This is a genomic window from Sphaerisporangium sp. NPDC004334 (genome assembly GCF_053602655.1).
Window position 1 is genome coordinate 153694 of record NZ_JBSGDZ010000006.1, and the last position, 22231, is coordinate 175924.

Sequence of the window (22231 nt, forward strand, 5' to 3'; positions counted from 1 at the left end):
GTGTACGTCCATCTGCGCCACCTCCCCCTCCCTGGCGTCTCACCGCCTCTGCCGGCCGCAGCGCGCAGGGCGGCGGACGGGCGACGACCGGCGACGATGACCACCACCAGCAGCATCAGGGCAGCGCAGGCCACGCCGAGACCGACCGAGGCCGGACATCGCAGAAGCGCACAAGCGGTCCCCCACGCCGCCAACGTCGGCACCGCCAACCGCCACTCCCCCTGCCCAGCCGACCTCTCATCCCCAGGCACCCTTCGCAGCGCCGAGCACCACGCCGCCCACCCCCACACCCCCCACCGGGACGCCCTATGGCCGGCCGAACTCTCGTGCTCACGCGCCACCCACAGCGCGGAGTTCCAGGCCTGCCACGCCCGTGCCACCGACCGTGCCTTCCGATGGTCAGCCGAACTTTCGTGCTCGCGTGGTTCTGCGGGAGCGGACACCATCTCGCGTGGTTCCGCGCAGCGGCGGAAGGCGGTCATACGCGCACCTTGTCGCGCAGTTCGGCGAACTTGCGGTCGCCGATGCCGGTGATCTGACGGAGCTGGTCGACGCTCTGGAAACCGGCATGGCTCTGCCGGAAGTCGATGATGCGGCCGGCGAGGACCTCCCCGACTCCTGGCAGGTCTTCCAACTGGCCGGCGGTCGCGGTGTTGAGGTCCACCGGCATGCCGGGAACGACGGCGGGATCGACGGGCTGGACGGGAAGGCCCCCGGCGCCGTGGGGACGGCCGACCACGATCTGCTCTCCGTCCACGAGCCTGCGAGCGAGGTTGAGCTCACCGGTCGTCGAGCCGGCCCGGACGCCTCCCGCCGCCGCGAGGGCGTCGGCCACCCGGGAACCGCTGGGAAGGGCGACGACGCCGGGCTTGCGCACCTTCCCGATCACATGGACGAGCACCTGGACGGCCGCCCCGGCCCCTGTGGAGGGACCACCCAGCGCCGCACCGGACGTGGAGGTCAGAGCGGGGAGAGCGCCGGACGCGGAACTCCCGGCGGACGAAGCACCCGACATGGAGCCTGCTGCTGAGGAAGCGCCGGGCACGGGAACCCCGGTGAGCGGGGCACCGGGCTTGGAGCTTCCCGCAGGCCGAAGATCGGACGCGGCCGTCACGGCCGGAGGGGCACCGGACATGGAGTCGACGGCCGGCAGGGCCCCGGATGGCATCGGAGGGCTGAGCGGCTCGACTTGCGGGCGGGAACGCCATGCGTAGACGCCCGCGACCAGGGCCGCCAGAAGGCCGAGCACGAGCAGCACCCGGACGCCCGGACGGCCGAGGTCGAACCTCGCCCCGTACTCGGTGATCAGCCCCGCCAGCCGGGCGCGCGACGTCAGAGCCGGCAACGGCTCGGAGCGCACGCGCCCGGCCGGAGCGGCCTCACCCTGCGCGGCCTCACCCTGCGCGGCCGCACCGTGCGGAGCCGCGCCGTGCGGGGATTCACCGATGTGGGGCGGCGGGCTCACGCTGCTCCTTCCGGGGGCGTCGTACTGCTCGGGCTCGGCATGGTCGTCGTGAGACGGCGGGGACGGGTGCGGGCATCGCCGGCCGAGGGGGCTGAGAGCATGCAGGCGCGACTCGCCGACGTCGCTGCGCAGTAACCGGTCCGCTGATCTCACGTGGGCGACGTTAGGCCGCCTCGCGGCCGGCCATCCGACACGAACGGCATTCTGTGGATAGAGCCTCGGGCAATGCCCGGGAGCGAGTCACAGACAACACGAGTTACCGGAGGACACGAAAATGCGCCGGAGCAAGGCCGCCGCCACGACCGCAGACAGATCTGATGAGGTGGATGAAGCCGCATATTGGGTGCGGCCGGCCGGCCGGCTGGAGAGAGCCGAGCAGGCTTGCGTCCACTTAGGTGCGGGTTACGTCCACGGAGGTGGTGTATGCGTTTCCGCTGGTGGTCAGCGTGGCGTCGTGAAATGAGAACGGCCTTCGCGTGACTCGAATGAGAGACCAACGAGGAACGTCAGCGCACAATTTCCGCGGACCGGCGCCTTTGTGGCACAACACGAGGGAGCGATAAAGGTGCGGCGAACCGGAGGTCAGAAGGCTGGCGGCGAGGTCAGGGGCGTCGGCCCATGATGTTCAGCAGCCGGGCCTGCCGCGACGCGGTGGGGTCGGGCGCGCCATCGGGAGCGGCGAAGAACCGGTGGGTCGTGTGGTCACTGACGGGAGTCTCGGCCAGACCGGCGTAGATCTCGGCGAGATGGTCATCGACCCACGCCACGAGGCCGGCGTCCAGGACGTCGTCCGCCTCGACGGAGCGAGCGAGATCCCAGGTGTGGATCACGGTGTCCGCCGTGCGTACGGCGAGCGCCTGTGCACCGGTCACCTGCCCCAGCGGGTAATCGAGCACCCGGTCGAGGGCGCCCTGCCGGGCGAACGCCCGCGCGCACTCCCCCACCGACCGGATGTAGGCGCCGACCGGATCGTCACCCAGGACATCGGCTTCACGCAGCCGCAGGAACTCCTCCTTCGTGCCGCCTCGCAACAGGCCCACATAGTTGAGGTTGCCCCCCGCCATGTGACCGACGAGCTGACGGACACTCCAGTCGGTGCAGGGCGTGGGCAGGCGCCACTGCTCAAGCCTTACCGCCCGCAGCCTCCGCTCGAACTCCCCACTGGCCAGAACGAAACGGTCGACGATCCCGTCGAATGCGTGCTTCACGAGGACGAGTCTGCTGACGCGCCAGAACCGGCGCTGGCAGGAATCAGACCTCGCAGCGCGGGACCCTGGGCTTTGACCATTCAACTTCACCGCTGGCGCCACCAGCGACACGATGATCGAATGCCGGCCATTCCCGCTGCCCGCAGCGGTGCGGCGATTGACGTCCGGCCGGGCATCAGCGTGCGCCATGAAGACCTCGGGCCGGTGAAGACGGCTTCCTCACCACCTCCCGGGGTTCTCCCGTTGATCGACCACCTGCCCTAGCGGGCGACCAACCCGCTGACCGAGTACGGCTACCCGGAGGCGCGAGCCGGTCCGGCGGTCGGAGAAAGTCCCTCCCAGAGGCCATGGGATGCAGGCCCTGCCCGGTGGCCCCGGAGCGGCAAGCAATGGGGGGCACGCCAGGGCCGTGGGCCGTGGGCCCTGGGCGGCGGGCCGTGCGTGGGGAGGTCAGGTGGTGAGGGCGGGGGCTATGGTGATGCCGAGCATGCCGGGGCCGACGTGGACGCCGACGGCCGCACCGACCTCCACCACCCGCAACCGACCGAGGGCCGGGATGCGTTTGGCGAGGTGGTCGGCGAGCGTGCCGGCGCGGCCTGCGGCGACGAGGTGGTGGACGGCCACGTCCACCGGATCGTCGCCCGCGGCGCGGACGGCCAGATCCTCGAGCCGCGCGATGGCCCTGCCGGAGGTGCGCACCTTCTCGAGGGGGGCGATGGTGCCCTGGGTGATGTGCAGCAGTGGCTTGATCGACAGGGCAGAGCCGAGGAGGTTGGCGGCGGCACCGATGCGGCCTCCCCTGCGCAGGTGTTCGAGGGTGTCCACGTAGAAGAAGCTCTTGGTGGCCTCGGCGCACGCCCTGGCGGCCTGCGCGACCTCGGTGCGCGTGCCGCCCTGGCGGGCCTTCCACGCCGCGGCGAGCACCGGGAAGCCGAGCCCCATGGCGAGCGACCCGCTGTCCACGACTTCGACCGGGATGATGGCGTCGGCGGCCGCGATGCGGGCCGACTCCACCGTGCCGGACATCTCAGCGGAAAGGTGGACCGACACCACGCCGGTCGCGCCCTGGGCCGCGGCCAGTTCGTACGCGTCGGCGAAGCGTTGCGGCGCCGGGCGGGACGTCGAGACCGGCGACCACTGGCTGAGCGCTCCGGCGACGCCCTCGGCGTCGATCTCGGCCACGTCGTCGAGCGCGCGGCCTCCCACGACCACCTGAAGCGGGATCACGGTGACGCCGAAGCGCCGGATCTCCTCGGCGTCGAGGTAGGCCGTGGAATCGGTGACCACGGTGACCGCTTGCGACATGACCGAAGGTTACCCGCCGCCACACCACTCACCGCCGGTGGAGGCCACCTTGCGACGACCGGCACCCCAGGCCGCCAAGAGAGGACACCCCGCGACGGCCGGATGCGCCGTACCGTCGCTGGACGCCCTCTGCGATGGCTGGGTACGCCAGGGCGCCAGGTCGCCAAGAGAGGACCCCGCGATGGGCCGATCCCGCCAGACCGCCGCTGGACGCCCCTTGTGACGGCTGGGTACGCCAGGCCGGCGAGAGAGGACCCTGCGATGGCCCGGTGCGCCGTGGCGTCGTTGGACGGCCTCTGCGATGGCTGGGCGGCGCGTTGGACCGTCGGTGGCGGCCGTCCCACTACGACCTGGGGCGCCGGGCCGGGGCCCGCGGGTCGAGCGCGGGGCCGGGGCTACTGGACGGGGGTGCCGCCGCGCCAGACGCGGCGGGGTTTGAGGCCGAAACCCCAGGCGAAGGCGCCCTCGTGGTCGGCGTCCCACTGGACGATGTCGGCCAGGCGGCCCGGGGTGAGCACACCGCGGTCGGGAGCGCCCAGGACGGTCGCGCCGCCGAGCGTGGCGGCGCGGAGGGCGTCGCCGACGCTGATGCCGAACGCGGCCACCGCCAGGCTGATCACCAGCGACATCGAGGTGATGCCGCAGTGGCCGGGGTTGTGGTCGCTGCCGAGGGCCACCGTGACACCCTGGGCGAGCATCCGGCGGACCGGAGGCAGGTTGCCCTGCTGGAGGGCCGTTCCGGGGCACACGACCGCGGGGACGCCGTAGCGCGCGAGAAGCGCGATGTCCTCGTCGGTGGTGTTGTGCAGCAGGTCGGCCGACGCGCAGCCGAGTTCGGCGGCGAGCTGGACGGCGCCGCGGCGCTTGTGGGCGCCGGCGTGGATGCGCGGCAGCAGGCCGACGTTGCGGCCGGAGGCGAGCACCCAGCGGGCCTCGTCGGTGGTGAAGTGGCCGTCGTCGCAGTAGACGTCGACGCTGTCGGCGCCCGCCGCCGCGGCATCGGCGCACCAGGAGCCGACGGCCTCGACGTAGTCGCGCTGGCGGCCGAAGTACTCGGGCGGCACCACGTGGGCCGCGAGGAAGGTGACGTGCACCCGCGGCATCATCGGCTCTTTCTCGAGCTCGCGCAGCAGTCGCACGTCGGCCAGCTCGCCGTCGCGGGTGAGGTGGTAGCCGGTCTTGGCCTCGACGGTGGTGGTGCCGTTGAGGATCCAGTCGCGCAGGCGCTCGCGGACGCCGTTGCAGAGCGTCCACGGGTCGGTGCCGCGGGTCACGGTCACCGTGGAACCGATGCCGCCGCCCGCCGCGGTGATCGCGCTCGGCGTGGAGCCGCCCGAGCGCATGGCCAGCTCGGCGTAGCGGTTGCCCGCGTACACCGGGTGGGTGTGCGCGTCGATGAGCCCCGGCGTCACCAGGGATCCGCCGAGGTTCTCGACGTGATCGACGTCCGTGATGTCGTCCACGACACCGGGCACGCTCTGCGGCAGATCGGCGGCACGGCCGACCCATGCGATGCGGTCGTTGTGAACGAGGATCGCGGCGTTGCTGCAGACGTCGTTGCCGGTCCAGAGCCGGCCGATGTTCGTGAGAAGCCTGACCGTCATGGCATCACCGCCCGGCCCAGGGCCGTGGAAGCATCCGGGAACGCCGCCGGAGCCCAGGTGGTGCCGGGCGCCACGCCCGCTGGGTCCGCTCCGTTTCCGGACGTCATTGGGGGGTCTCCTGATCTCATCCGCACTGGTGTGCGATGACGGTATCGTCCGGATCTTGGCCGGGCGATTTCAGTTCAGTTACGTTATTTCACAGGTCGGCTCGCTGTACAGGGTTATTGAGAAGAACGGCGGTTCGTCTCCCCTGCGGCGCGTCGAGGCCCTCTGCACCCCGGCATGTCAGTAATCCGTCCCCGGGAACGCCTGGTGCCGACCTAGCCCCTGCTGTAGCAGCAGTCACACGCGTCATCATGCGAAACCAGCGCCAGAATGTCTTGTCAGGGTGCCCATATCGTAGCAATAATCAAGCCCCGCGGGCCACAGGCACCTTCCTGCGCCTTTGCGAAGTTTCTCTCCCGCGTCGCGCTTCTGTACCTTTTCGGATACTTCATCACGACATCAAGCCGGGACTCCCGTCTCCCCCCGGACGACGGGACGATCTGCGATCGCCGCACGAAGCCTCCGAGCGAACGCCGCGCCAAGCCCTCCCCGGCACGCCGACCCGGCTCATCGAGCCTCCGCCGCAGGCCATCGAGAGCCGTTCACGGCTATCGTTAACCTTTCAACAGAATAGCAGCACGATCTCCGCACCGGGCGGAATCACGCGAGAACGGACGGAGCCGGCCACCGCGCGCAGCGGGCCGGGCCGCTCCCATTCCACGCCCTACCTGCGGCCGGGAATCCCGGCCGGGGACAGAGCCCCGGCCGGGATCAGACGGTTTCGACCGGCTTGGCGGTGCGCTCCAGCTCGGCGTGCAGGCCGGCCGGCACGTGGGCGTGCAGGATGGTGCCGTCCCCCGTGTGGTGGACCGAGTGCACCTCGCCCTCCTTGTGGGCGCGGGCGATGAGGTCGCCGCGCTCGTAGGGGACCAGCACGTGCACCTCGTGGTCGAGCCGGGGCAGCTCGCGCTCGATCACGGCCATCAGCTCGTCCATGCCCGCGCCGGTGCGGGCGGAGACGACCACGCTGTGGCGCTCCCGCGTGGCCAGCCGGGCCAGCACCACCGGGTCGGCGGCGTCGGACTTGTTGACCACCACGATCTCGGGGATGTCGCCCACCCCGTCGATGTCGGCGAGGACCTCGCGCACCGCGGCGATCTGGGACTCCGGATCGGGGTGCGAGCCGTCCACGACGTGCAGGATCAGATCGGCGTCGCCGACCTCCTCCAGCGTGGACCGGAAGGCTTCGACGAGCTGGTGCGGTAGGTGCCGGACGAACCCGACGGTGTCGGCCAGCGTGAACAGCCTGCCATCGGGCGTGCGGGCGCGCCGGACCGTGGGGTCGAGCGTGGCGAACAGGGCGTCCTCCACCAGCACCCCCGCGCCGGTGAGCCGGTTGAGCAGGGACGACTTGCCGGCGTTGGTGTACCCGGCGATCGCCACCGCCGGCACCTCGCGCCGCGACCTGCGTGAACGCATGGTCTCGCGGGCCGTCGACATGCCGCTGATCTGCCGGCGCAGCTTGGCCATGCGCTCGCGGATGCGGCGGCGGTCCAGCTCGATCTTGGTCTCACCGGGGCCGCGGCCGCCGATGCCGACGCCTCCGGCCGCCCGGCCGCCGACCTGGCGGGACAGGTTGCCACCCCAGCCTCGCAGGCGCGGCAGCAGGTAGCTGAGCTGGGCCAGCTCGACCTGGGCCTTGCCCTCGCGGCTCTTGGCGTGCTGGGCGAAGATGTCCAGGATCAGGGCCGTGCGGTCGATGACCTTGACCTTGACGACCTCTTCGAGCTGGCGGAGCTGACCGGGGGTCAGTTCGCCGTCGCAGATCACGGTGTCGGCGCCGGTGGAGGCCACGATGTCGCGCAGCTCGACCGCCTTGCCCGAGCCGATGTAGGTGGCGGAGTCGGGACGCTGGCGCCGCTGGATGAGCCCTTCCAGGACCTGCGACCCGGCGGTCTCGGCCAGCAGCTTCAGCTCGGCCAGGGAGTTCTCGGCGTCCACGACGGTGCCGCCGGTCCATACTCCGACCAGGACGACCCGCTCAAGGCGAAGCTGGCGGTATTCGACTTCGGTGATGTCCTCGAGCTCGGTCGAGAGGCCGGCGACACGCCGCAGGGCCTGCCGCTCTTCGAGGTCGTAGTCACCGTTGACGAGATCTTCGTCGGACTCGTTATACATATACGTCTTCTCTGTGGCTATGGTCGCGCTCCTCAGCGCTCGTGGGTCACCGCTCGCGGTCGACCGCTCCGCTTAATTCAACACGGGGACCCCTCTGCTGTCTTCCCCCGATGGTGCCACGCCGGTCCCGGCGGTTCACCTGGTTATCGCCCCGCCCCTCTTCCCCGTGCGCAGGCGGCTCAGGTGGTGGCGAGAACCTTGGCGTCGCCCGACCCGGTCTTGACGACGATGGTGCGCGGCGAGGAGTCGTCGTCGGTGACGTCGATCTTCTTGTCGCCGGAGCCGGTGCTCGCGGTGACGTTGTAGGCGCCCTTGGGCACGCGCACGGTGCCGGTGCCGGAGCCGGTCTGGACGTCGACCTTGTCCGGCGTGGCGGCGAAGCGCAGTTCCACGTCCCCCGAGCCGGTCTTGGCGGCCGCCTGCTTGGCGCCCAGCTCGTTGGCGTCGACGGTGCCGGACCCGGTGTCGGCGGTGACGACTCCGGACAGCGAGCGCAGCGTGATGTCGCCCGACCCGGTCTTGACCTTGACCTCGACCCCGCGCGGGACCTCGATGAGATAGTCCACGCCACAGTTCCACCCTGAGCGGCAGGTGTAGTCGAGGGTGAGGGTGTCCCCTTCGACCGGGTGCCGCGTGACAGGCTTGTCGCCCTTCCAGTAGAGCTTCTCGGTCACGTGGTACCCGGCGCGGTCGGACTCGGTCACCTCGATGTCCCCGGCGCCGCTGTCGACACGGAGCACGGGGGCCTTGCCGGTCACGTCGTAGGAGTTGGTCTGGTTCTTGGTGGGCGAGGCCAGGTCGGTCACACCGCACCCGGTGAGCAGCAGCCCGGCGCCGAGCACGGCCCCGGCGGCAAGGACGCGTCCCGCCCTCGCCGGCAGGAGTGCGGGGCGGGTACGGGGGGAGGTGCCGGTGGGGGAGGTCGGATTCTTCATGGTCCAAGACTGCTGGCCGCGGGCGTGCGGGCCCATCGGGGAAGGCCCGGAGACAACCCTTGGCGATCCCTCAGGGTTGCCTGGCGTTGACCCCCGAGACGGGCACCCGGTAGCGTCGATTCCACAATCTAGAACTGTTTTTCCGCATTATGGAAAGGATGGCCATGGAAGGCGTTGAGATCACCGGCCCCTCGCTGGACCGCTTCGACCAGATCCTCACCCCCGAGGCACTGCGCTTCGTGGCCACCCTCCAGCGCGAGTTCGAGGGCCGCAGGCGCGAGTTGCTGGAGGCCCGGCGGGCCCGCCAGGCCGAGTTGTCCGCGGGCGGCACCCTGGACTTCCTGCCCGAGACCAAGGCCGTCCGCGAGGACGAATCCTGGCGCGTGGCCGAGCCCGCCCCCGGCCTGGTCGACCGCCGCGTCGAGATCACCGGCCCGGTCGACCGGAAGATGACCATCAACGCCCTCAACTCCGGCGCCAAGGTCTGGCTCGCCGACTTCGAGGACGCCAACTCCCCGCTCTGGGAGAACGTCGTCAACGGCCAGCTCAACCTGCGCGACGCGCTCGACCGCGCCATCGACTTCGAGTCGGGCGGCAAGCGGTACGCCCTGCGGCCCGACGAGGAGCTCGCCACGGTCGTCGTGCGGCCGCGCGGCTGGCACCTGACCGAGAAGCACGTGCTGGTGGACGGCGAGCCGTTCTCGGCCTCGCTGTTCGACTTCGGTCTCTACTTCTTCCACTGCGCGCAGCGGCAGATCGACAAGGGCAAGGGCCCGTACTTCTACCTGCCCAAGATGGAGTCCCACCTGGAGGCCAGGCTCTGGAACGACGTGTTCACCCGCGCGCAGGAGCTGCTCGGCGTCCCGCACGGCACCATCAGGGCGACCGTCCTCATCGAGACCTATCCGGCCGCCTTCGAGATGGAGGAGATCCTCTACGAGCTGCGCGACCACTCGGCGGGGCTCAACGCCGGGCGCTGGGACTACCTGTTCAGCGTGATCAAGAAGTTTCGCACCCGCGGCCGCGAGTTCCTGCTGCCCGAGCGCAACGCGGTGACCATGACGGCGCCGTTCATGCGCGCCTACACCGAGCTGCTGGTGCGCACCTGCCACCGGCGCGGCGCGCACGCGATCGGGGGAATGGCCGCCTTCATCCCCTCCCGGCGCGACCCCGAGGTGAACAAGGTCGCCTTGGAGAAGGTCCGCGCCGACAAGACCCGCGAGTCGGGCGACGGGTTCGACGGGTCCTGGGTTGCCCATCCCGACCTGGTGCCGATCTGCCAGGAGGTCTTCGACTCCGTCCTTGGCGAGCGGCCGAACCAGCTCGACCGGCTCCGCGAGGACGTCGTGGTCCCGGCCGCCGATCTGCTGTCGGTGTCCAAGACGCCCGGCGACATCACCGAGGCGGGCCTGCGCAACAACGTCGACGTTGCCCTGCGCTACCTGGCCGCCTGGATGGCCGGCAGCGGCGCGGTGGCCATCCACAACCTGATGGAGGACGCCGCGACGGCCGAGATCTCCCGTTCGCAGATCTGGCAGTGGGTGCACAACGACATCGAGCTGGCCGACACCGGTGAGGTGGTGACCAAGGAACTGGTCGAGCGGGTCATCTCGGAGGAACTGGACAGGATCCGCCAGGAGCCCGGTTTCGACCAGGCCCTGTACGGGCAGGCGGCGGAGCTGTTCACCGAGGTCGCCCTGGACGACGACTTCGCCGAGTTCCTCACGCTCCCGGCGTACGCTCGGATGCCATGACACCGGCACCGGCCGGGCCGTCCGGCCGACTCAGCGCCCTGGTGGACCGCCTCACCTCCGTCCTCGGGCCCGACGGGGTGATCACCGATCCCGTGCGGCTGCGCACCTACGAGTGCGACGGGCTGACCTACCACCGCGCGACCCCGGCCGTCGTCGTGCTGCCCGAGACGGCCGAGCAGGTGGCGGCGGTGGTCGGGCTCTGCGACCGCACCGGCACCCCGTTCGTGGCCCGCGGCTCGGGCACCGGACTGTCCGGCGGGGCCCTGCCGCGCGCCGACGGCGTGCTCATCGTGACCTCCCGCATGCGCCGCATCATCAAGATCGACATCGAGAACCGCCTGGCCGTGGTGGAGCCTGGCGTGACCAACCTGGCGATCAGCGAGGCGGCCCGCCCGTACGGCTACTACTACGCGCCCGACCCCTCCAGCCAGCAGGTGTGCTCGATCGGCGGCAACGTCGCGGAGAACTCCGGCGGCGCGCACTGCCTGAAGTACGGCTTCACGGTCAACCACGTCCTGGCGGTCGAGCTGGTCGCCCCGGACGGCGAGATCGTGGAGCTGGACGCGATGGACCCCGGCTACGACCTGCTCGGGGCCTTCATCGGCTCCGAGGGCACGCTGGGCATCGCCACCAAGATCACCGTACGGCTGTCGCGGGTCCCCGAGACGGTGACCACGCTGCTGGCCGCCTTCGCCACCGTCGAGGAGGGCGGCCAGGCGGTGTCGTCCATCATCGGCGCCGGCATCGTCCCCGCGGCCATCGAGATGATGGACGCCCTGGCCATCGAGGCCGCCGAGGCGGCGGTGCGGTGCGGCTACCCCGCGGGGGCGGGCGCGGTGCTCATCGTCGAGCTGGACGGCCCCGCCCCGGAGGTCTCCCACCAGTTCGCGCAGGTCGAGGCCATCTGCCGCGACACCGGCGCCTTCGAACTGCGCGTCGCCGACGACCCGGCCGAGCGCGCCGCCATCTGGCGGGGACGCAGGTCGGCGTTCGCGGCCGTGGGGCGCATCAGCCCCGCCTACCTGGTGCAGGACGGGGTCGTGCCGCGCACCGCCCTGCCCGAGGTGCTCGCGGGCATCGAGCGGCTGTCGCGGCGGCACGGCATCCGGGTCGCCAACGTCTTCCACGCCGGGGACGGCAACCTGCACCCGCTGGTGCTGTTCGACGACGCCGAGGAGGGCGCGGGCGAGCGGGCCGAGCTGGTGTCGGGCGAGATCCTCGACCTGTGCATCGAGCACGGCGGGTCGATCACCGGGGAACACGGCGTCGGGGTGGACAAATCCCGGTACATGCCGAAGATGTTCACGGCGGATGATCTGGACACCATGCAGCTCGTCCGCTGCGCCTTCGACCCGAAGAACCTGTCCAACCCCGGCAAGATCTTCCCCACCCCACGGCTGTGCGGCGAGGCCCCGGGCGTGCGCAAGGGCGTGCATCCCCTGGTGGCCTCCGGAGAGGCGGAGCTGTTCTGATGCCCCTTCCCCCCGAGGAGGCCCTGGCCGCGAGCGGCGCGGAGGTCCGCGCCGCCACCCCTGACGACGCGGCCGCCCGCGCGCCCGGCCTCGGCCGCCTCGCCCCCCGCTGGATCGCCTCGCCGGAGTCCACCGGCCAGGTGGCCGCGCTCATGCGGGCCGCCGCCGAGCACGGACTCGCCGTCGTCGCCACGGGCGGGGGCACCAAGCTCGGCTGGGGGGCGCCCCCCGAACGGTGCGACCTGCTGCTGTGCACCCGCCGCATGGACCGCGTCCTGGAACACGCCGCGGGCGACCTGGTGGCGCGGGTGCAGGCCGGCGTGCCCACCGAGGCGCTCGCCGGCGCGCTGGCCTCCTCGGGCCAGGAGCTCGCCCTGGACGTCCCCGTCGAAGGGGCCACCGTCGGCGGCACGCTCGCCGCCGCCACCGCCGGCCCCCGCCGCCTGCGGTACGGCACCGCGCGCGACCTGCTGATCGGCATCACCGTCGTGCTCGCCGACGGCACCGTCGCCCACTCGGGCGGCAAGGTCGTCAAGAACGTCGCGGGTTACGACCTGGGCAAGCTGTTCACCGGCTCCCTGGGCACGCTGGGCGTCATCACCGAGGCCACCGTCCGCCTCCACCCGCTGCCGGCCGCGCGCGCCTGGATCGGCGTCACCGTCCCCGGGCTGGACGCGCTCCCCGACCTCGCGGCCCTCGCCGGGTCCCAGACCGAGCCGAGCGCCGTGGAGATCGACCGGCCCTGCGCGGACGGCCCGCTGACCGTCGCCGCGCTGTTCGAGGGCGTCGCGGCCGGCGAGCGCGCCAAGGCCGCCGGCGAGCTGCTGGGCGGCGCCCCGGTCGCCTCCGAGCTGCTGGGCGGCGCCCCGGTCGCCTCCGAGCTGCTGGGCGGCGCCCCGGTCGCCTCCGAGCCGCCCTCCTGGTGGGGCCGGCTGCCCGGGGAGGAGTTCCTGCTGGAGCTGCGCGTCCGGCCCGCGTTCGCCGTTCCCGCGCTGGCCGCGGTGGCCCGCGCGGCCCGGGAAGCCGGCGACCTGCCGGTGCACGTGCGCGGGTCGGCCGCCTCCGCCGTTCTCCACCTGGCCCTGCCTTCCGACGCCGCCCCCGCCCGCGCGGGGACGTTCGTGTCGGTTCTGCGTTCCGACCTGGCCGCGCACGGCGGCAGACTGGTGGTGTGGACCGCACCGGCGGACGCGGCCGACCGGCTCGACCGCTGGGGCCCGGCCGGGGCCGCCACGCTCATGCGGCGGGTCAAGGAACGCTTCGATCCCGGCGGCCGCCTGTCACCGGGCCGCCTGCCCACCGGCGGGCCACCGCCCGGGGCCGGGAGCGGGGAACGCGCGTGAGGAGCCGACGGTGATGAACCCCGAGTTGATCAACGACTGTGTGCACTGCGGGTTCTGCCTGCCCACCTGCCCCACCTACGAGCTGTGGGGCGAGGAGATGGACTCCCCGCGCGGACGCATCCATCTGATGAAGCAGCACGTCGAGGGCACCCCGATCACCCCTGAGATGGCCGGCCACTTCGACGCGTGCCTGGGGTGCATGGCGTGCGTCACCGCCTGTCCCTCGGGGGTCAAGTACGATCGGCTGATCGAGTCCACGCGGGCCGAGGTGGAGCGGGCGCACCACCGTCCGCCGGCCGACCGGGCGTTCCGCGCGCTCGTGTTCGCGCTGTTCCCCTACCCGCGGCGGCTGCGGGCGCTGCGCCTGCCGCTGCGGCTGAGCCGGAGCCTCACGCCGCGGCTGCGCCCCCTGCTCGAACGGATCGACCCCCGGCTGGCCGCCATGGCCGAGCTCGCGCCGCCCGTCCCACGCCACCGGGCACGGCTGCCGCGACGGGTGGCCGCGCGCGGCGAGCGCCGGGCGACCGTCGGACTGCTCACCGGATGCGTCCAGGGCGAGTTCTTCCCCGGCGTCAACGCCGCCACGGCGCGCGTCCTGGCGATGGAGGGCTGCGACGTGATCATCCCGCAAGGTCAGGGATGCTGTGGCGCGCTGTCGGTGCACTCCGGACGTCCCGAGGAGGCGGCGAGGTTCGCCCGCCGGACGATCGAGGCCTTCGAGCGGGCGGGCGTCGGCACGGTCGTCGTCAACGCCGCCGGGTGCGGGTCCAGCACCAAGGAGTACGCCGACCTGCTCGCCGACGATCCCGCGTGGGCCGCCCGGGCGCGGGCCCTGCGGTTCGCCGACCTGGCCGAGTACCTGGCCGAGCTCGGCCCGATCGCCGAACGGCACCCGCTGCCGATCACGGTCGCCTACCACGACGCCTGCCATCTGGCGCACGCCCAGGGCATCCGCGCGCAGCCCAGGGCGCTGCTGGCGGCCGTCCCGGGGCTGCGGCTGCGGGAGATCCCGGACGCGGCGATGTGCTGCGGCTCCGCCGGAACCTACAACCTGTTCCAGCCGGTCGCGGCGCGCGAACTGGGCGACCGCAAGGCCGCGCGGGTGCTCGGCGTCGGCGCCGACCTGCTGGTCTCTGCCAACCCCGGCTGCACCATGCAGATCGCCGCCGCCGCCCGCCGGCGAGGCGAGCACATCCGCGTCGCCCACACCGCCGAACTCCTCGACGCCTCCCTGCGCGGCCTGTCCCCCGTGACCCTCGGCCGGGCGCGATGAGCACGGTCCAGAGCGTCGACCGCGCCCTGGACGTGCTGGAGGCGCTGGCCGACCAGGGCGGGGAGGCGGGGCTGTCGGAGATCGCGGCCCGCACGGGGCTGCCCTACGGGACGATCCACCGGTTGCTGCAGGCGCTACTGAGCCGGGGATACGTCCGGCAGGAGTCCGACCGCCGGTACGCGCTGGGCGGCGCGCTGATGCGGCTGGGCGGAGCGGCCGAGCGCATGGTCGGCGTGTGGGCGCAGCCGTACCTTGCGAAGCTGGTGGCGCTGTCCGGCGAGACGGCCAACCTCGCGGTGCTGGAGGGCGACTTCGTGGTGTACGTGGCCCAGGCGGCCTCCCCGCGGCGGCTGCGGATGTTCGCCGAGGTGGGCAGGCGGGTCCTGCCGCACAGCACCGCCGTCGGCAAGGTGCTGCTCGCCGACCGGCCGGACGCGGCCGGCATCCTGGCGCGCACGGGCCTGCCCCGCCGGACCGAGCACACGATGACGACGGTCGAGGCGGTGCTGGCCGAGCTGGACGCCGTGCGGTCGCGGGGGTACGCGATGGACTTCGGCGAGGAGGAGCTCGGCGTCCACTGCCTGGCGGTGCCGGTGCGGGACGGGAGCCGGGTGATCGCGGGCATGTCGATCTCGGGACCGGTGGAGCGCATCGAGGCGCTGGACCGCGAGGAGCTGGCCGAAGGCATGCGCGAGATCGCCGCCGACTTCGGGCGCGAGATCTTCCCGGCCCACTGACACCGGGCCGTCCGGGGCTGGGTCGTCCGGGGCGGTGTCGTCCGGGGCTGGGTCGTCCGGGGCTGGGCCGTCCGGGGCTGGGCCGTCCGGGGCTGGCTCGTCCGGGCGCCTGGCGCGTCATGCTGAGGGGCGGGGCCCGGGACGAGCGCGGGCCGCGGACGAGGACGAGGGCGAGCCGTGGGCGCCCCGCAGGCCGGCTTCGCGCATGAGCCGTTCGACGCGCTTGCGGCTGACCTCTTCCCCCAGATCCGACCGTAGTTTCGCGTGGACGCGCGGCGAGCCGTAGGTGCCGTCGGAGTCGGCGTGTATCCGCCGGATCATCTCGGTGAGTTCCTTGTCCCGGAGGGCGCGCGGCGGCTCCGGACGCCCGAGCCAGTCGTAATAGCCCGATGTCGACACCCGGAGCAGCCGGCAGGCCACCGCGACCGGGACACGGCCGTCGGCGAGCTTACGGATCAGCGAGTAGACCACCTTGGGGGAACGCTCTCCCAGGGCCAGTTCGACCGCCCGCCTGAGAACGTCGTTCTCCGTCTCCAGCCGCTTGTTGCGGCCGCGGAGCTCGGCGAGCTCTTTCCTGACCTCGCGGGCCGGCTGATCCCCGGCGCCGGACCTCTGCTCGGCGGCGTCCCGTTTCAGCCATGTCCGAAGACACGAGCGGCTGATGCCGAGCTCTTTCGCGAGCCGCAGGAGCGATATGTCACCTCGGCGCGCGAGTTCGACCGCACGGCGGCGCAACTCGGGGGGGTGCGGAGGGGGCATGGGCGGTGTGATCTTCTTCTGCTGAGTGCCTGCGGGGCGTCCCAGGGCGCGCACGCGTGCATCCCCCGGTCATCTGACACAGACAAGATGCGTCGCTCACGCGGAGAGTTCGATTTCCGGATCGGTCAACGTGCGGAGTTTCCGGCGGGACGCGGATGGACGAGCCGGATCTTCCGGACCCGGCCCGCGTGCAGGAAGTTCACCCAGACGACGGTGGGCGGGCAGTGGAAGGGATCGTCGGGCGGGTTGATGAGGTCGTTCTCCCAGATGACCACGTCACGGCCGACCACGAGGTCGCCCAGGCGCTGCTGCACACCGGCCTCGAGATCACGGTTCATCGCCCCCAGCAGCCAGCCGAAACCCGGCGTGGTCTCGCCCTTCACCGTGGTGATCTCCACCGCGGGCGAGCAGAGATCCGTCAGCGCCTCCGCGAACGAACCGTTTCGGGCCGCCCGCAGCGTCTCCTCGGCCTGCCTGCGGCGCCTGGTCTCCTGGGCGGCCACGTCGTCGTGGGCCAGGCTCGCCGTCGCCAGCAGTGCCTGCGACAGCTTGGCCCGCGCCTGGCTGAGCCGGCTCCGTACGGTGCCGACGGGGATGCCGCACACTTCCGCGATGTGCTCATAGGCGGTGACCTGGGTGAAGTACCGCAACATCGTCACCAGCCGCAGGCGCGGCGAAAGCTCGTCGAGGGCGTGCCAGACCCAGTCCCGCTGGACGTGTCGTTCCAGCAGTTCCGCCGGATCGGGCTCCTCGCGTGGGAGGACGAGCCTCTCCAGCGCCTCGACGGGCATCGCTCTGGTGGCGCGCAGGTGCATCCGGCAGACGTTGCGGACGATCGCCCGCAGCCACGGCCCCAGGGCGTCGGGATCACGAAGATCCCCGATACGGCGCAACGCGATCAGGACGGCTTCCTGGACGGCGTCCTCGGCATCGGGGCCGTGTCCGAGAATGCTCAGTGCCACCGCCCGCATGTCCGCCTGGTACCTGGCCAGCAACAGGCCGAGCGAGCAGGCGTCGCCGGATTGGGCCCCGCGGACGAGATCTGCGTCGGCGAACGTGACGGTCCCTCCATATCGGTCAGGTCGATAACACCGCGACACTGTGCCGAACGCCCGCCGATCTCGCCTCATGGGTCGAGACCGGGACATGGACACGGCCGCGGTGCTCACATGGGGTGCCGGATCCCTGTGACCGGCGGCCGTGCCGCGTCCACCGCGACGGACGGCGGCCCCCTGGTTCAGGCGAGCGAGATGGTGTCGCCGTCGACCTTGATCGGTATCTCGGTCAGGGGTTTGGTGGCCGGGCCGCCCATGACCTTACCGTCGAGCCAGAACATGCTGCCGTGGCACGGGCAGTTGATCATCCCGGAGGAGACGTCGGCCACCATGCACCCCCGATGTGTGCAGACGGCGCTGAAAGCCCGGAACTTGCCCACGGCGGGCTGCACAATGACGATCTTGTGGTCCGGGAGGACCTTGCCCCCGTCCTTGGGAATGTCGGAGGTCTTGGCGAGGCTGGTACCGCTCGTCGTGGCGGTGGGTGGGGTGGCGCCCCCGCTGGGTGCGGAGGCACCGGAAGAGGAGGAGCCGATGCCGGCGCTGATCGCGCCTCTGCCGGCGCAGGCGGCCAGGACGGTCGCCAGGCCGGCGCTTCCCACGCCCACGATGGCGGCCCGGCGGGTGGTGCCCGCCGCGGCATCCGCCGGGGACGGCACCTCTCGCCGGTCATCGGTGACGGCGCTGAGCGCCTGGCATTCCTGACCAGACTTCGTGCACATACGGTGGTCCTCCAGGTGCTTCCCCTCCGTCGGTCGTGACGCGTGCCGGAGCGGCGTCCCGCGACGGCCGGGGGTGTGTCGGATGGTCGTTCGACTCTCGTCCGAGGTCATCGCGCCTGAACGGCGGCTCCTGAGCGGAACGTCGAGCGGAACACTGAGGAGCTTGCCGGAGTCCACGTGAGGGTGACCACGTACTTTTCCACACTTACCGGACTGTCCGAAAAGCCGTCACCTGCCTGGGCGCGATGACGGAGGCGCAGAGTCGCGTCGGGGCGGCGACCGGGCTTGCCGGCGCCGCCCCGAGCCTTCCACGCGCGGCGGGAGTCACCCGATCATCGGAAGTCCTCCCCTGCCCCGGCATACGCCGTGCGCATCCGCGACACGCCGTGGCCGGAGCCCGTGTACGTGGCCCGGCGGTCCGGGAAGCGGACTACCAGCGCCTGCCCGTGTGCAGCTGGCCACGCACCGCGCCGTCGGGGAACTGGGCGGTGTGCAGGTTGGCGTACCACTTCGTCGGGTGGTTCTTGATGTCCCTGAGCAGACTGCTGCTGGCCACGGCGGAGCCGCGCGCGATGTTGCCGCGGATGTCGCCGCTGGACAGCAGGTTGATGACCACAGGGCCGTTCACGCCCGCCTTGCCCCGGTGGATGTGGAAGGCCGTCGGCCTGCCGGTCCTGCTCCACTGGACGATGTAGTAGATCCGCTTACCGCTGATGCGGAAGCGTGCCACCGCCCTGCCGTCACGGTCATTGACCTTCTTGCCCGGCTCAGGCACCTCGTTGCGGCCCAGAAGCCCAGCCTCGAAGTAGTACTTCCTTGACGAAGCGGACGTCGCCGTCGTAGCCGTGTGGGCCGTCTGGGCCGTGGCCGCGAGAGTGTGCGCGGCCGACTGGGGCGCCGCGCCGGCGGGCGCGGCGATCACCGCGCCGGCGGCCGTCGCCGCGACCGTCCCGGCCGTCACTCCGACCATGAGCCGCCGCCACGAAATGTGCCGGTTGCCGATCTGTTCGCCCATGTTAACCATAATCCTCTCCGCTGTGCCATGAGTTGTCTGTTTTGTCGCTGCGGACAGCAGAGAAGACAATAGCGGTACTTCTTGACATAAGGCACGTGATCAACGCCACATGGCTCACCATAAGACCATTCCCCGCGGAAAGGCCCGCGCCGTCACCATCGATCGATCACACGCCTGACCCGGGGAAAGCCTCTCAGAAAGCGATCATTCTGGACAGTTCCCCTAGAATGATCTTCATTTCGTCCCATGTCCGCCGGTGTCACAGAAGGCCGCCCACCCCCGTAAAGCGCTGGGCGACGCGAGAATATCCCCCGATTCTCCGGACACCTGCCCTGAGGCCATTTCGGAAAAGATGCGGGGGGCGAGGACGCGTCGCTTTCCGGCGTGATGGACGATCGACGGAAAGGCGTGGAATTCAGGGGAGAAGGAATCGGCTCGAATTCCGCTGCGCCGAGACCTGGGCCACCTCGGGATGAACCGGCCGAGGTCGTCCTCCACAGAGATCGCCGTGCCCACCCCTGCAGACGACACTCCCGCGGGGAGAGCACGGTCCCGTCCCCGGCGAAACGGCTCGGGCCGTCCGCCCGGCACCGCGAGATGACCTCAGCTCAGATGTCCGTGCCGCGGGGGGAAGGGCGGGGCCGGGCCGACCGGACCTCCCGATGTGTCTCCGGGCGGCCTGGCGGGAACGATCGGACGCCCCCGCCACCGCCGGAGCGGGTGTCAGACGGAGGAGAAGGGCATGGTGCCGACAGGGTGTTCGTTGTAGGGGTGCTGGCACAGGGCGAAGTCGGCGCCGAAGGGATCGGACACGACGGCGACCGGCCCGCTGCGCGACTCGTACTCGGGGATGTGCACCGACCCGCCCGCCCGGACGACGCGGGCGACCGCCTCGGCGCAGTCGTTCACCCGCAGGTACAGCATCCAGTGGCGGGGCACCCATTCGTACTCGTACGGGACGCGCAACCGACCGCAGACCGGTACCTCCCGGACCTTCCAGATGACGTAGTCGTAGTCGACCCCGTCGCCGACCTGGCACTGGCTGTAGCCGAAGATCGAACGGTAGAAGTCATCGGTCACCCGGGCGTTCCTGGCGTTGACCTCGTTCCAGCACATGGCGCCGACCTCCCCGTACAGCCGCGACCCGATGTGGGTGCCCGGCTGCCACAGCCCGAACAGCGTGCCTTCGGGGTCGGCGGCCTGGGCGAATCGTCCCTCTCCGGGCAGGGTGGTGGGGAGTATGACCAGCTTGCCGTCGTTGGCCTCGACCCGCACGGCCGAGGCCTCGACATCGGAGGTCGCGAGGTAGGTGTTCCAGGCCGGGTCGACGTTCTGCAGACCGACCGCCGGCGGGGTGATGGCGGCCACCGGCACGTTGTTGACCAGGCACATCGTGTAGTGCCAGACCTGGGGACCGAGATCGCGGCAGGTCCACCCGAAGACGTCCGCGTAGAAGCGGGCGGCTCGCGGGACGTCGTGCGTGGTGAGCTCCGGCCAGCAGGGCGCGCCGTCCGGGTAGCGCCAGCGCTCCGACATCACAGATCTCCCCCCAGAGACGGTGCCATGCTCTCAGGGGCATACTTCCATCCACGCCGGACCGTGCTCGCGCCGGACCCCCAAGCTTGCCACTATCTGGACATACCCCCACATATCAACGCATATGCCGTGGGGTCAGCGTGACTGGGGGGTGATGTTGATGGAGCCGTTCTGCGGCACCGGCACCACCTGCACCCTGCCGTCCTGGATGGCCTTCCAGAGGATGGCGCCCTGTGGGCCGAGCACCTTCACCAGGTCCTTGATAGACTCGAGCTCGGTCTTGACCTTGGTGTTGATCTGCTGCTGAGCGAGGTTCTGCTGCTTGGCCGCCTGCTCGGCGGCGAGGGCGTCGATGAGTGTCTGCGGCGGCTCGGGCTTCTGGATGGTCAGCACGACATCCCCGCAGTCACCAGAGCCCCCGAAGTTGGGCTGGCAGAAGTAGTCGGCGCCGGCGGTCTCCTTGATGAACTGCCGGGCCAGCTGGCCGACCCGCTGCTCCCACTGCTGCTTGGCGTCGGGATCGTTGAACAGCTTCCTCCACTCGAACTCCTGCGAGGCGGCGTCCATCGCGCGGTCGAGGGGCTGCTTGAAGTAGAAGTTCAGCATGCGCCGCCAGCCGTCGGAGGACTGCGAGCCCTCGAAATACGACCCGTACTTCAGCCCGATCTTCTCGTGGAAGCGGCGCAGGGTCTCACACGAGGTGTTGAGCGTGAACGTCGCCGACCCGGCGACCTCCATCTCCACGTTGTCCTTGGAGACGATGGTGATCGGCTTGGACTCGGCGTCCGGCGAGCCGGAGAAGTCGAAGGTGCGCTGCCCGAACGGATAGGAGTAGGAGGTGTCGCCCGGGCCGAGGTAGACGGCGCCGCTGGAGGGGTTGATGCACTTCACGAACTTGATCGCCTCGAAGGGGCCCCCGGCGTAGTGGAGCCTCACCTCGTCGGGCGCCGTGCTCACCTTGGTGCACCCTGTGGCGACGAACCCCAGGACCACGATGGCGATCACCGCGAGCAGGACGCTCCGCAGCAGTAACCGCCCGCGCCTCCCGCCTTGCGCCGCGTCACCGGTGCTTTTACGTGCGTTCATCGGCCACCCAATCCTTACTCAGGCTTTACGGTCGGCCGATCCTAGAACACCGGGCCCGGGTGGCGGAGCCACCTCTCAAGCCCCTGTGGAAAAGCGCCTCCTGCCGCCCGGCGCTGTGGACGAGCGGCCCGGAGCAGGCAGCGGCGGCCTCAGTCGATCTTCACTCTGGAGACGGGCCTGCCGCCGGAGCAGTGGACCTCGATCTCGGTCCTGGACCCCCCCTCGAACCGCACCCGCACCTTGTCCCGGGGTCCGCGCTCGGCGTCCTTGACCTCGTAGCCCTGGGCCGGCGTCCACGACAGCAGCCTCACCAGGCCGTCCTCGCAGCGAGCCACCACCACTCCCCCTCGCGCCGCGATGACCTTGCCGGGCCCCGCCGGGGTCGACGGCGAGACGACCGGGCCGGACGGCGAGACGGACGGGGTGGCCGACGGGGTGGCGGAGGGCGCCGGTGAGGCGGCCCCTGACCCGGGGGACGAAGCGGCGTCCGGCGAAGAGGCGGCCTGGACCGCGGAAGAGGACGGGGCCGCGGCAGGGGCGTCGGACGGCGGCGGGCCCCCGGAGGGTGGTGCCGCGGCGTCCAGAGAGCGCCGCACGTCGGCGGGCGAGAGCGCCCTGGTGGCCGAGCCGGTGACGGCGTCCCCGAGGAAGGTGGTCACGACGACGCCGGCGCCGGTGGCCACGGCCGCGGTGACCAGCCAGCCCCCCACCACCAGAAGCGGCCGCCGGTTCACGCCGA

The 22231-nt window shown here is 71.3% G+C and carries 18 protein-coding genes; 5 read left to right on the forward strand and 13 right to left on the reverse strand.

Annotation, left to right across the window (positions count from 1 at the left end):
- Positions 1 to 478 precede the first annotated feature (478 nt).
- The 6 genes from ACWEN6_RS09240 to ACWEN6_RS09265 all read right to left on the reverse strand — a co-directional run bounded on the left by ACWEN6_RS09240 (position 479) and on the right by ACWEN6_RS09265 (position 8740).
- Positions 479 to 1618, reverse strand: coding sequence for a helix-hairpin-helix domain-containing protein (locus tag ACWEN6_RS09240; RefSeq protein WP_452569733.1), 1140 nt, complete (start codon positions 1616 to 1618; stop codon positions 479 to 481).
- Between the two features lie 449 nt (positions 1619 to 2067).
- Positions 2068 to 2862: a TIGR03086 family metal-binding protein gene (locus ACWEN6_RS09245; protein WP_452569734.1), complete on the reverse strand. Its 795-nt coding sequence runs from the start codon at positions 2860 to 2862 to the stop codon at positions 2068 to 2070.
- Between the two features lie 261 nt (positions 2863 to 3123).
- Positions 3124 to 3978 (reverse strand): DegV family protein, encoded by an 855-nt coding sequence (locus tag ACWEN6_RS09250; RefSeq protein WP_452569735.1) that lies wholly within the window; start codon positions 3976 to 3978, stop codon positions 3124 to 3126.
- Positions 3979 to 4373: 395 nt separating this feature from the next.
- Entirely contained in the window at positions 4374 to 5582 is a 1209-nt protein-coding gene (locus tag ACWEN6_RS09255; protein ID WP_354915407.1) for an amidohydrolase family protein, read from the reverse strand.
- A gap of 816 nt (positions 5583 to 6398) precedes the next feature.
- Positions 6399 to 7805, reverse strand: coding sequence for a GTPase HflX (gene hflX, locus ACWEN6_RS09260; RefSeq protein WP_354915410.1), 1407 nt, complete (start codon positions 7803 to 7805; stop codon positions 6399 to 6401).
- Between the two features lie 179 nt (positions 7806 to 7984).
- Complete coding sequence (locus tag ACWEN6_RS09265; protein WP_452569736.1) at positions 7985 to 8740, reverse strand: DUF4097 family beta strand repeat-containing protein; 756 nt, start codon at positions 8738 to 8740, stop codon at positions 7985 to 7987.
- A gap of 158 nt (positions 8741 to 8898) precedes the next feature.
- On the opposite strand from ACWEN6_RS09265, the gene aceB reads away from it, so the two are divergent.
- The 5 genes from aceB to ACWEN6_RS09290 are packed head-to-tail and all read left to right on the forward strand — an operon-like array spanning position 8899 to position 15319.
- Complete coding sequence (gene aceB / locus ACWEN6_RS09270; protein ID WP_452569737.1) at positions 8899 to 10494, forward strand: malate synthase A; 1596 nt, start codon at positions 8899 to 8901, stop codon at positions 10492 to 10494.
- Positions 10491 to 11966, forward strand: a complete 1476-nt coding sequence (locus ACWEN6_RS09275) for an FAD-linked oxidase C-terminal domain-containing protein (protein ID WP_452569738.1) — start codon at positions 10491 to 10493, stop codon at positions 11964 to 11966. The genes aceB and ACWEN6_RS09275 overlap by 4 nt, the downstream gene beginning before the upstream one ends.
- Positions 11966 to 13309 (forward strand): FAD-binding oxidoreductase, encoded by a 1344-nt coding sequence (locus tag ACWEN6_RS09280; protein WP_452569739.1) that lies wholly within the window; start codon positions 11966 to 11968, stop codon positions 13307 to 13309. Before ACWEN6_RS09275 ends, ACWEN6_RS09280 begins: the two co-directional genes overlap by 1 nt.
- A 13-nt stretch (positions 13310 to 13322) precedes the next feature.
- Positions 13323 to 14582 (forward strand): (Fe-S)-binding protein, encoded by a 1260-nt coding sequence (locus tag ACWEN6_RS09285; RefSeq protein ID WP_452569740.1) that lies wholly within the window; start codon positions 13323 to 13325, stop codon positions 14580 to 14582.
- Complete coding sequence (locus tag ACWEN6_RS09290; protein ID WP_452569741.1) at positions 14579 to 15319, forward strand: IclR family transcriptional regulator; 741 nt, start codon at positions 14579 to 14581, stop codon at positions 15317 to 15319. Before ACWEN6_RS09285 ends, ACWEN6_RS09290 begins: the two co-directional genes overlap by 4 nt.
- 117 nt (positions 15320 to 15436) lie before the next feature.
- On the opposite strand, the gene ACWEN6_RS09295 is transcribed toward ACWEN6_RS09290, so the two are convergent.
- From ACWEN6_RS09295 to ACWEN6_RS09325, 7 genes are all read right to left on the reverse strand, one after another.
- On the reverse strand, positions 15437 to 16132 hold the full coding sequence (locus tag ACWEN6_RS09295; protein WP_452569742.1) for an IS3 family transposase: 696 nt from the start codon (positions 16130 to 16132) through the stop codon (positions 15437 to 15439).
- A 71-nt stretch (positions 16133 to 16203) separates the two neighbouring features.
- On the reverse strand, positions 16204 to 17073 hold the full coding sequence (locus ACWEN6_RS09300; protein ID WP_452569743.1) for an RNA polymerase sigma factor: 870 nt from the start codon (positions 17071 to 17073) through the stop codon (positions 16204 to 16206).
- 242 nt (positions 17074 to 17315) lie between these two features.
- Positions 17316 to 17855, reverse strand: coding sequence for a QcrA and Rieske domain-containing protein (locus ACWEN6_RS09305; RefSeq protein ID WP_452569744.1), 540 nt, complete (start codon positions 17853 to 17855; stop codon positions 17316 to 17318).
- Positions 17856 to 18285: 430 nt separating this feature from the next.
- Positions 18286 to 18870 carry a CHRD domain-containing protein gene (locus tag ACWEN6_RS09310; RefSeq protein WP_452569745.1) on the reverse strand — a complete coding sequence of 195 codons (585 nt, stop codon included), beginning with the start codon at positions 18868 to 18870 and terminating at the stop codon, positions 18286 to 18288.
- 723 nt (positions 18871 to 19593) lie between these two features.
- Complete coding sequence (locus ACWEN6_RS09315; protein ID WP_354835105.1) at positions 19594 to 20406, reverse strand: VOC family protein; 813 nt, start codon at positions 20404 to 20406, stop codon at positions 19594 to 19596.
- 135 nt (positions 20407 to 20541) lie between these two features.
- The gene (locus ACWEN6_RS09320; protein ID WP_452569746.1) at positions 20542 to 21492 is read right to left on the reverse strand and encodes an SPFH domain-containing protein; all 951 of its coding nucleotides are present in this window, start codon (positions 21490 to 21492) and stop codon (positions 20542 to 20544) included.
- A 149-nt stretch (positions 21493 to 21641) separates the two neighbouring features.
- Positions 21642 to 22226, reverse strand: a complete 585-nt coding sequence (locus tag ACWEN6_RS09325; RefSeq protein ID WP_452569747.1) for a hypothetical protein — start codon at positions 22224 to 22226, stop codon at positions 21642 to 21644.
- Between the last annotated feature and the right edge of the window lie 5 nt (positions 22227 to 22231).

What these genes read in the sequence shown, in the direction of transcription:
- ACWEN6_RS09245 (WP_452569734.1), bottom strand. Translation starts at nt 2,862, where the DNA reads ATGGCGCACGCTGATGCCCGGCCGGACGTCAATCGCCGCACCGCTGCG.
- ACWEN6_RS09250 (WP_452569735.1), bottom strand. Translation starts at nt 3,978, where the DNA reads ATGTCGCAAGCGGTCACCGTGGTCACCGATTCCACGGCCTACCTCGAC.
- ACWEN6_RS09255 (WP_354915407.1), bottom strand. Translation starts at nt 5,582, where the DNA reads ATGACGGTCAGGCTTCTCACGAACATCGGCCGGCTCTGGACCGGCAAC.
- hflX (WP_354915410.1), bottom strand. Translation starts at nt 7,805, where the DNA reads ATGTATAACGAGTCCGACGAAGATCTCGTCAACGGTGACTACGACCTC.
- ACWEN6_RS09265 (WP_452569736.1), bottom strand. Translation starts at nt 8,740, where the DNA reads ATGAAGAATCCGACCTCCCCCACCGGCACCTCCCCCCGTACCCGCCCC.
- aceB (WP_452569737.1), top strand. Translation starts at nt 8,899, where the DNA reads ATGGCCATGGAAGGCGTTGAGATCACCGGCCCCTCGCTGGACCGCTTC.
- ACWEN6_RS09275 (WP_452569738.1), top strand. Translation starts at nt 10,491, where the DNA reads ATGACACCGGCACCGGCCGGGCCGTCCGGCCGACTCAGCGCCCTGGTG.
- ACWEN6_RS09280 (WP_452569739.1), top strand. Translation starts at nt 11,966, where the DNA reads ATGCCCCTTCCCCCCGAGGAGGCCCTGGCCGCGAGCGGCGCGGAGGTC.
- ACWEN6_RS09285 (WP_452569740.1), top strand. Translation starts at nt 13,323, where the DNA reads ATGAACCCCGAGTTGATCAACGACTGTGTGCACTGCGGGTTCTGCCTG.
- ACWEN6_RS09290 (WP_452569741.1), top strand. Translation starts at nt 14,579, where the DNA reads ATGAGCACGGTCCAGAGCGTCGACCGCGCCCTGGACGTGCTGGAGGCG.
- ACWEN6_RS09305 (WP_452569744.1), bottom strand. Translation starts at nt 17,855, where the DNA reads ATGTGCACGAAGTCTGGTCAGGAATGCCAGGCGCTCAGCGCCGTCACC.
- ACWEN6_RS09310 (WP_452569745.1), bottom strand. Translation starts at nt 18,870, where the DNA reads ATGGGCGAACAGATCGGCAACCGGCACATTTCGTGGCGGCGGCTCATG.
- ACWEN6_RS09315 (WP_354835105.1), bottom strand. Translation starts at nt 20,406, where the DNA reads ATGTCGGAGCGCTGGCGCTACCCGGACGGCGCGCCCTGCTGGCCGGAG.
- ACWEN6_RS09320 (WP_452569746.1), bottom strand. Translation starts at nt 21,492, where the DNA reads ATGAACGCACGTAAAAGCACCGGTGACGCGGCGCAAGGCGGGAGGCGC.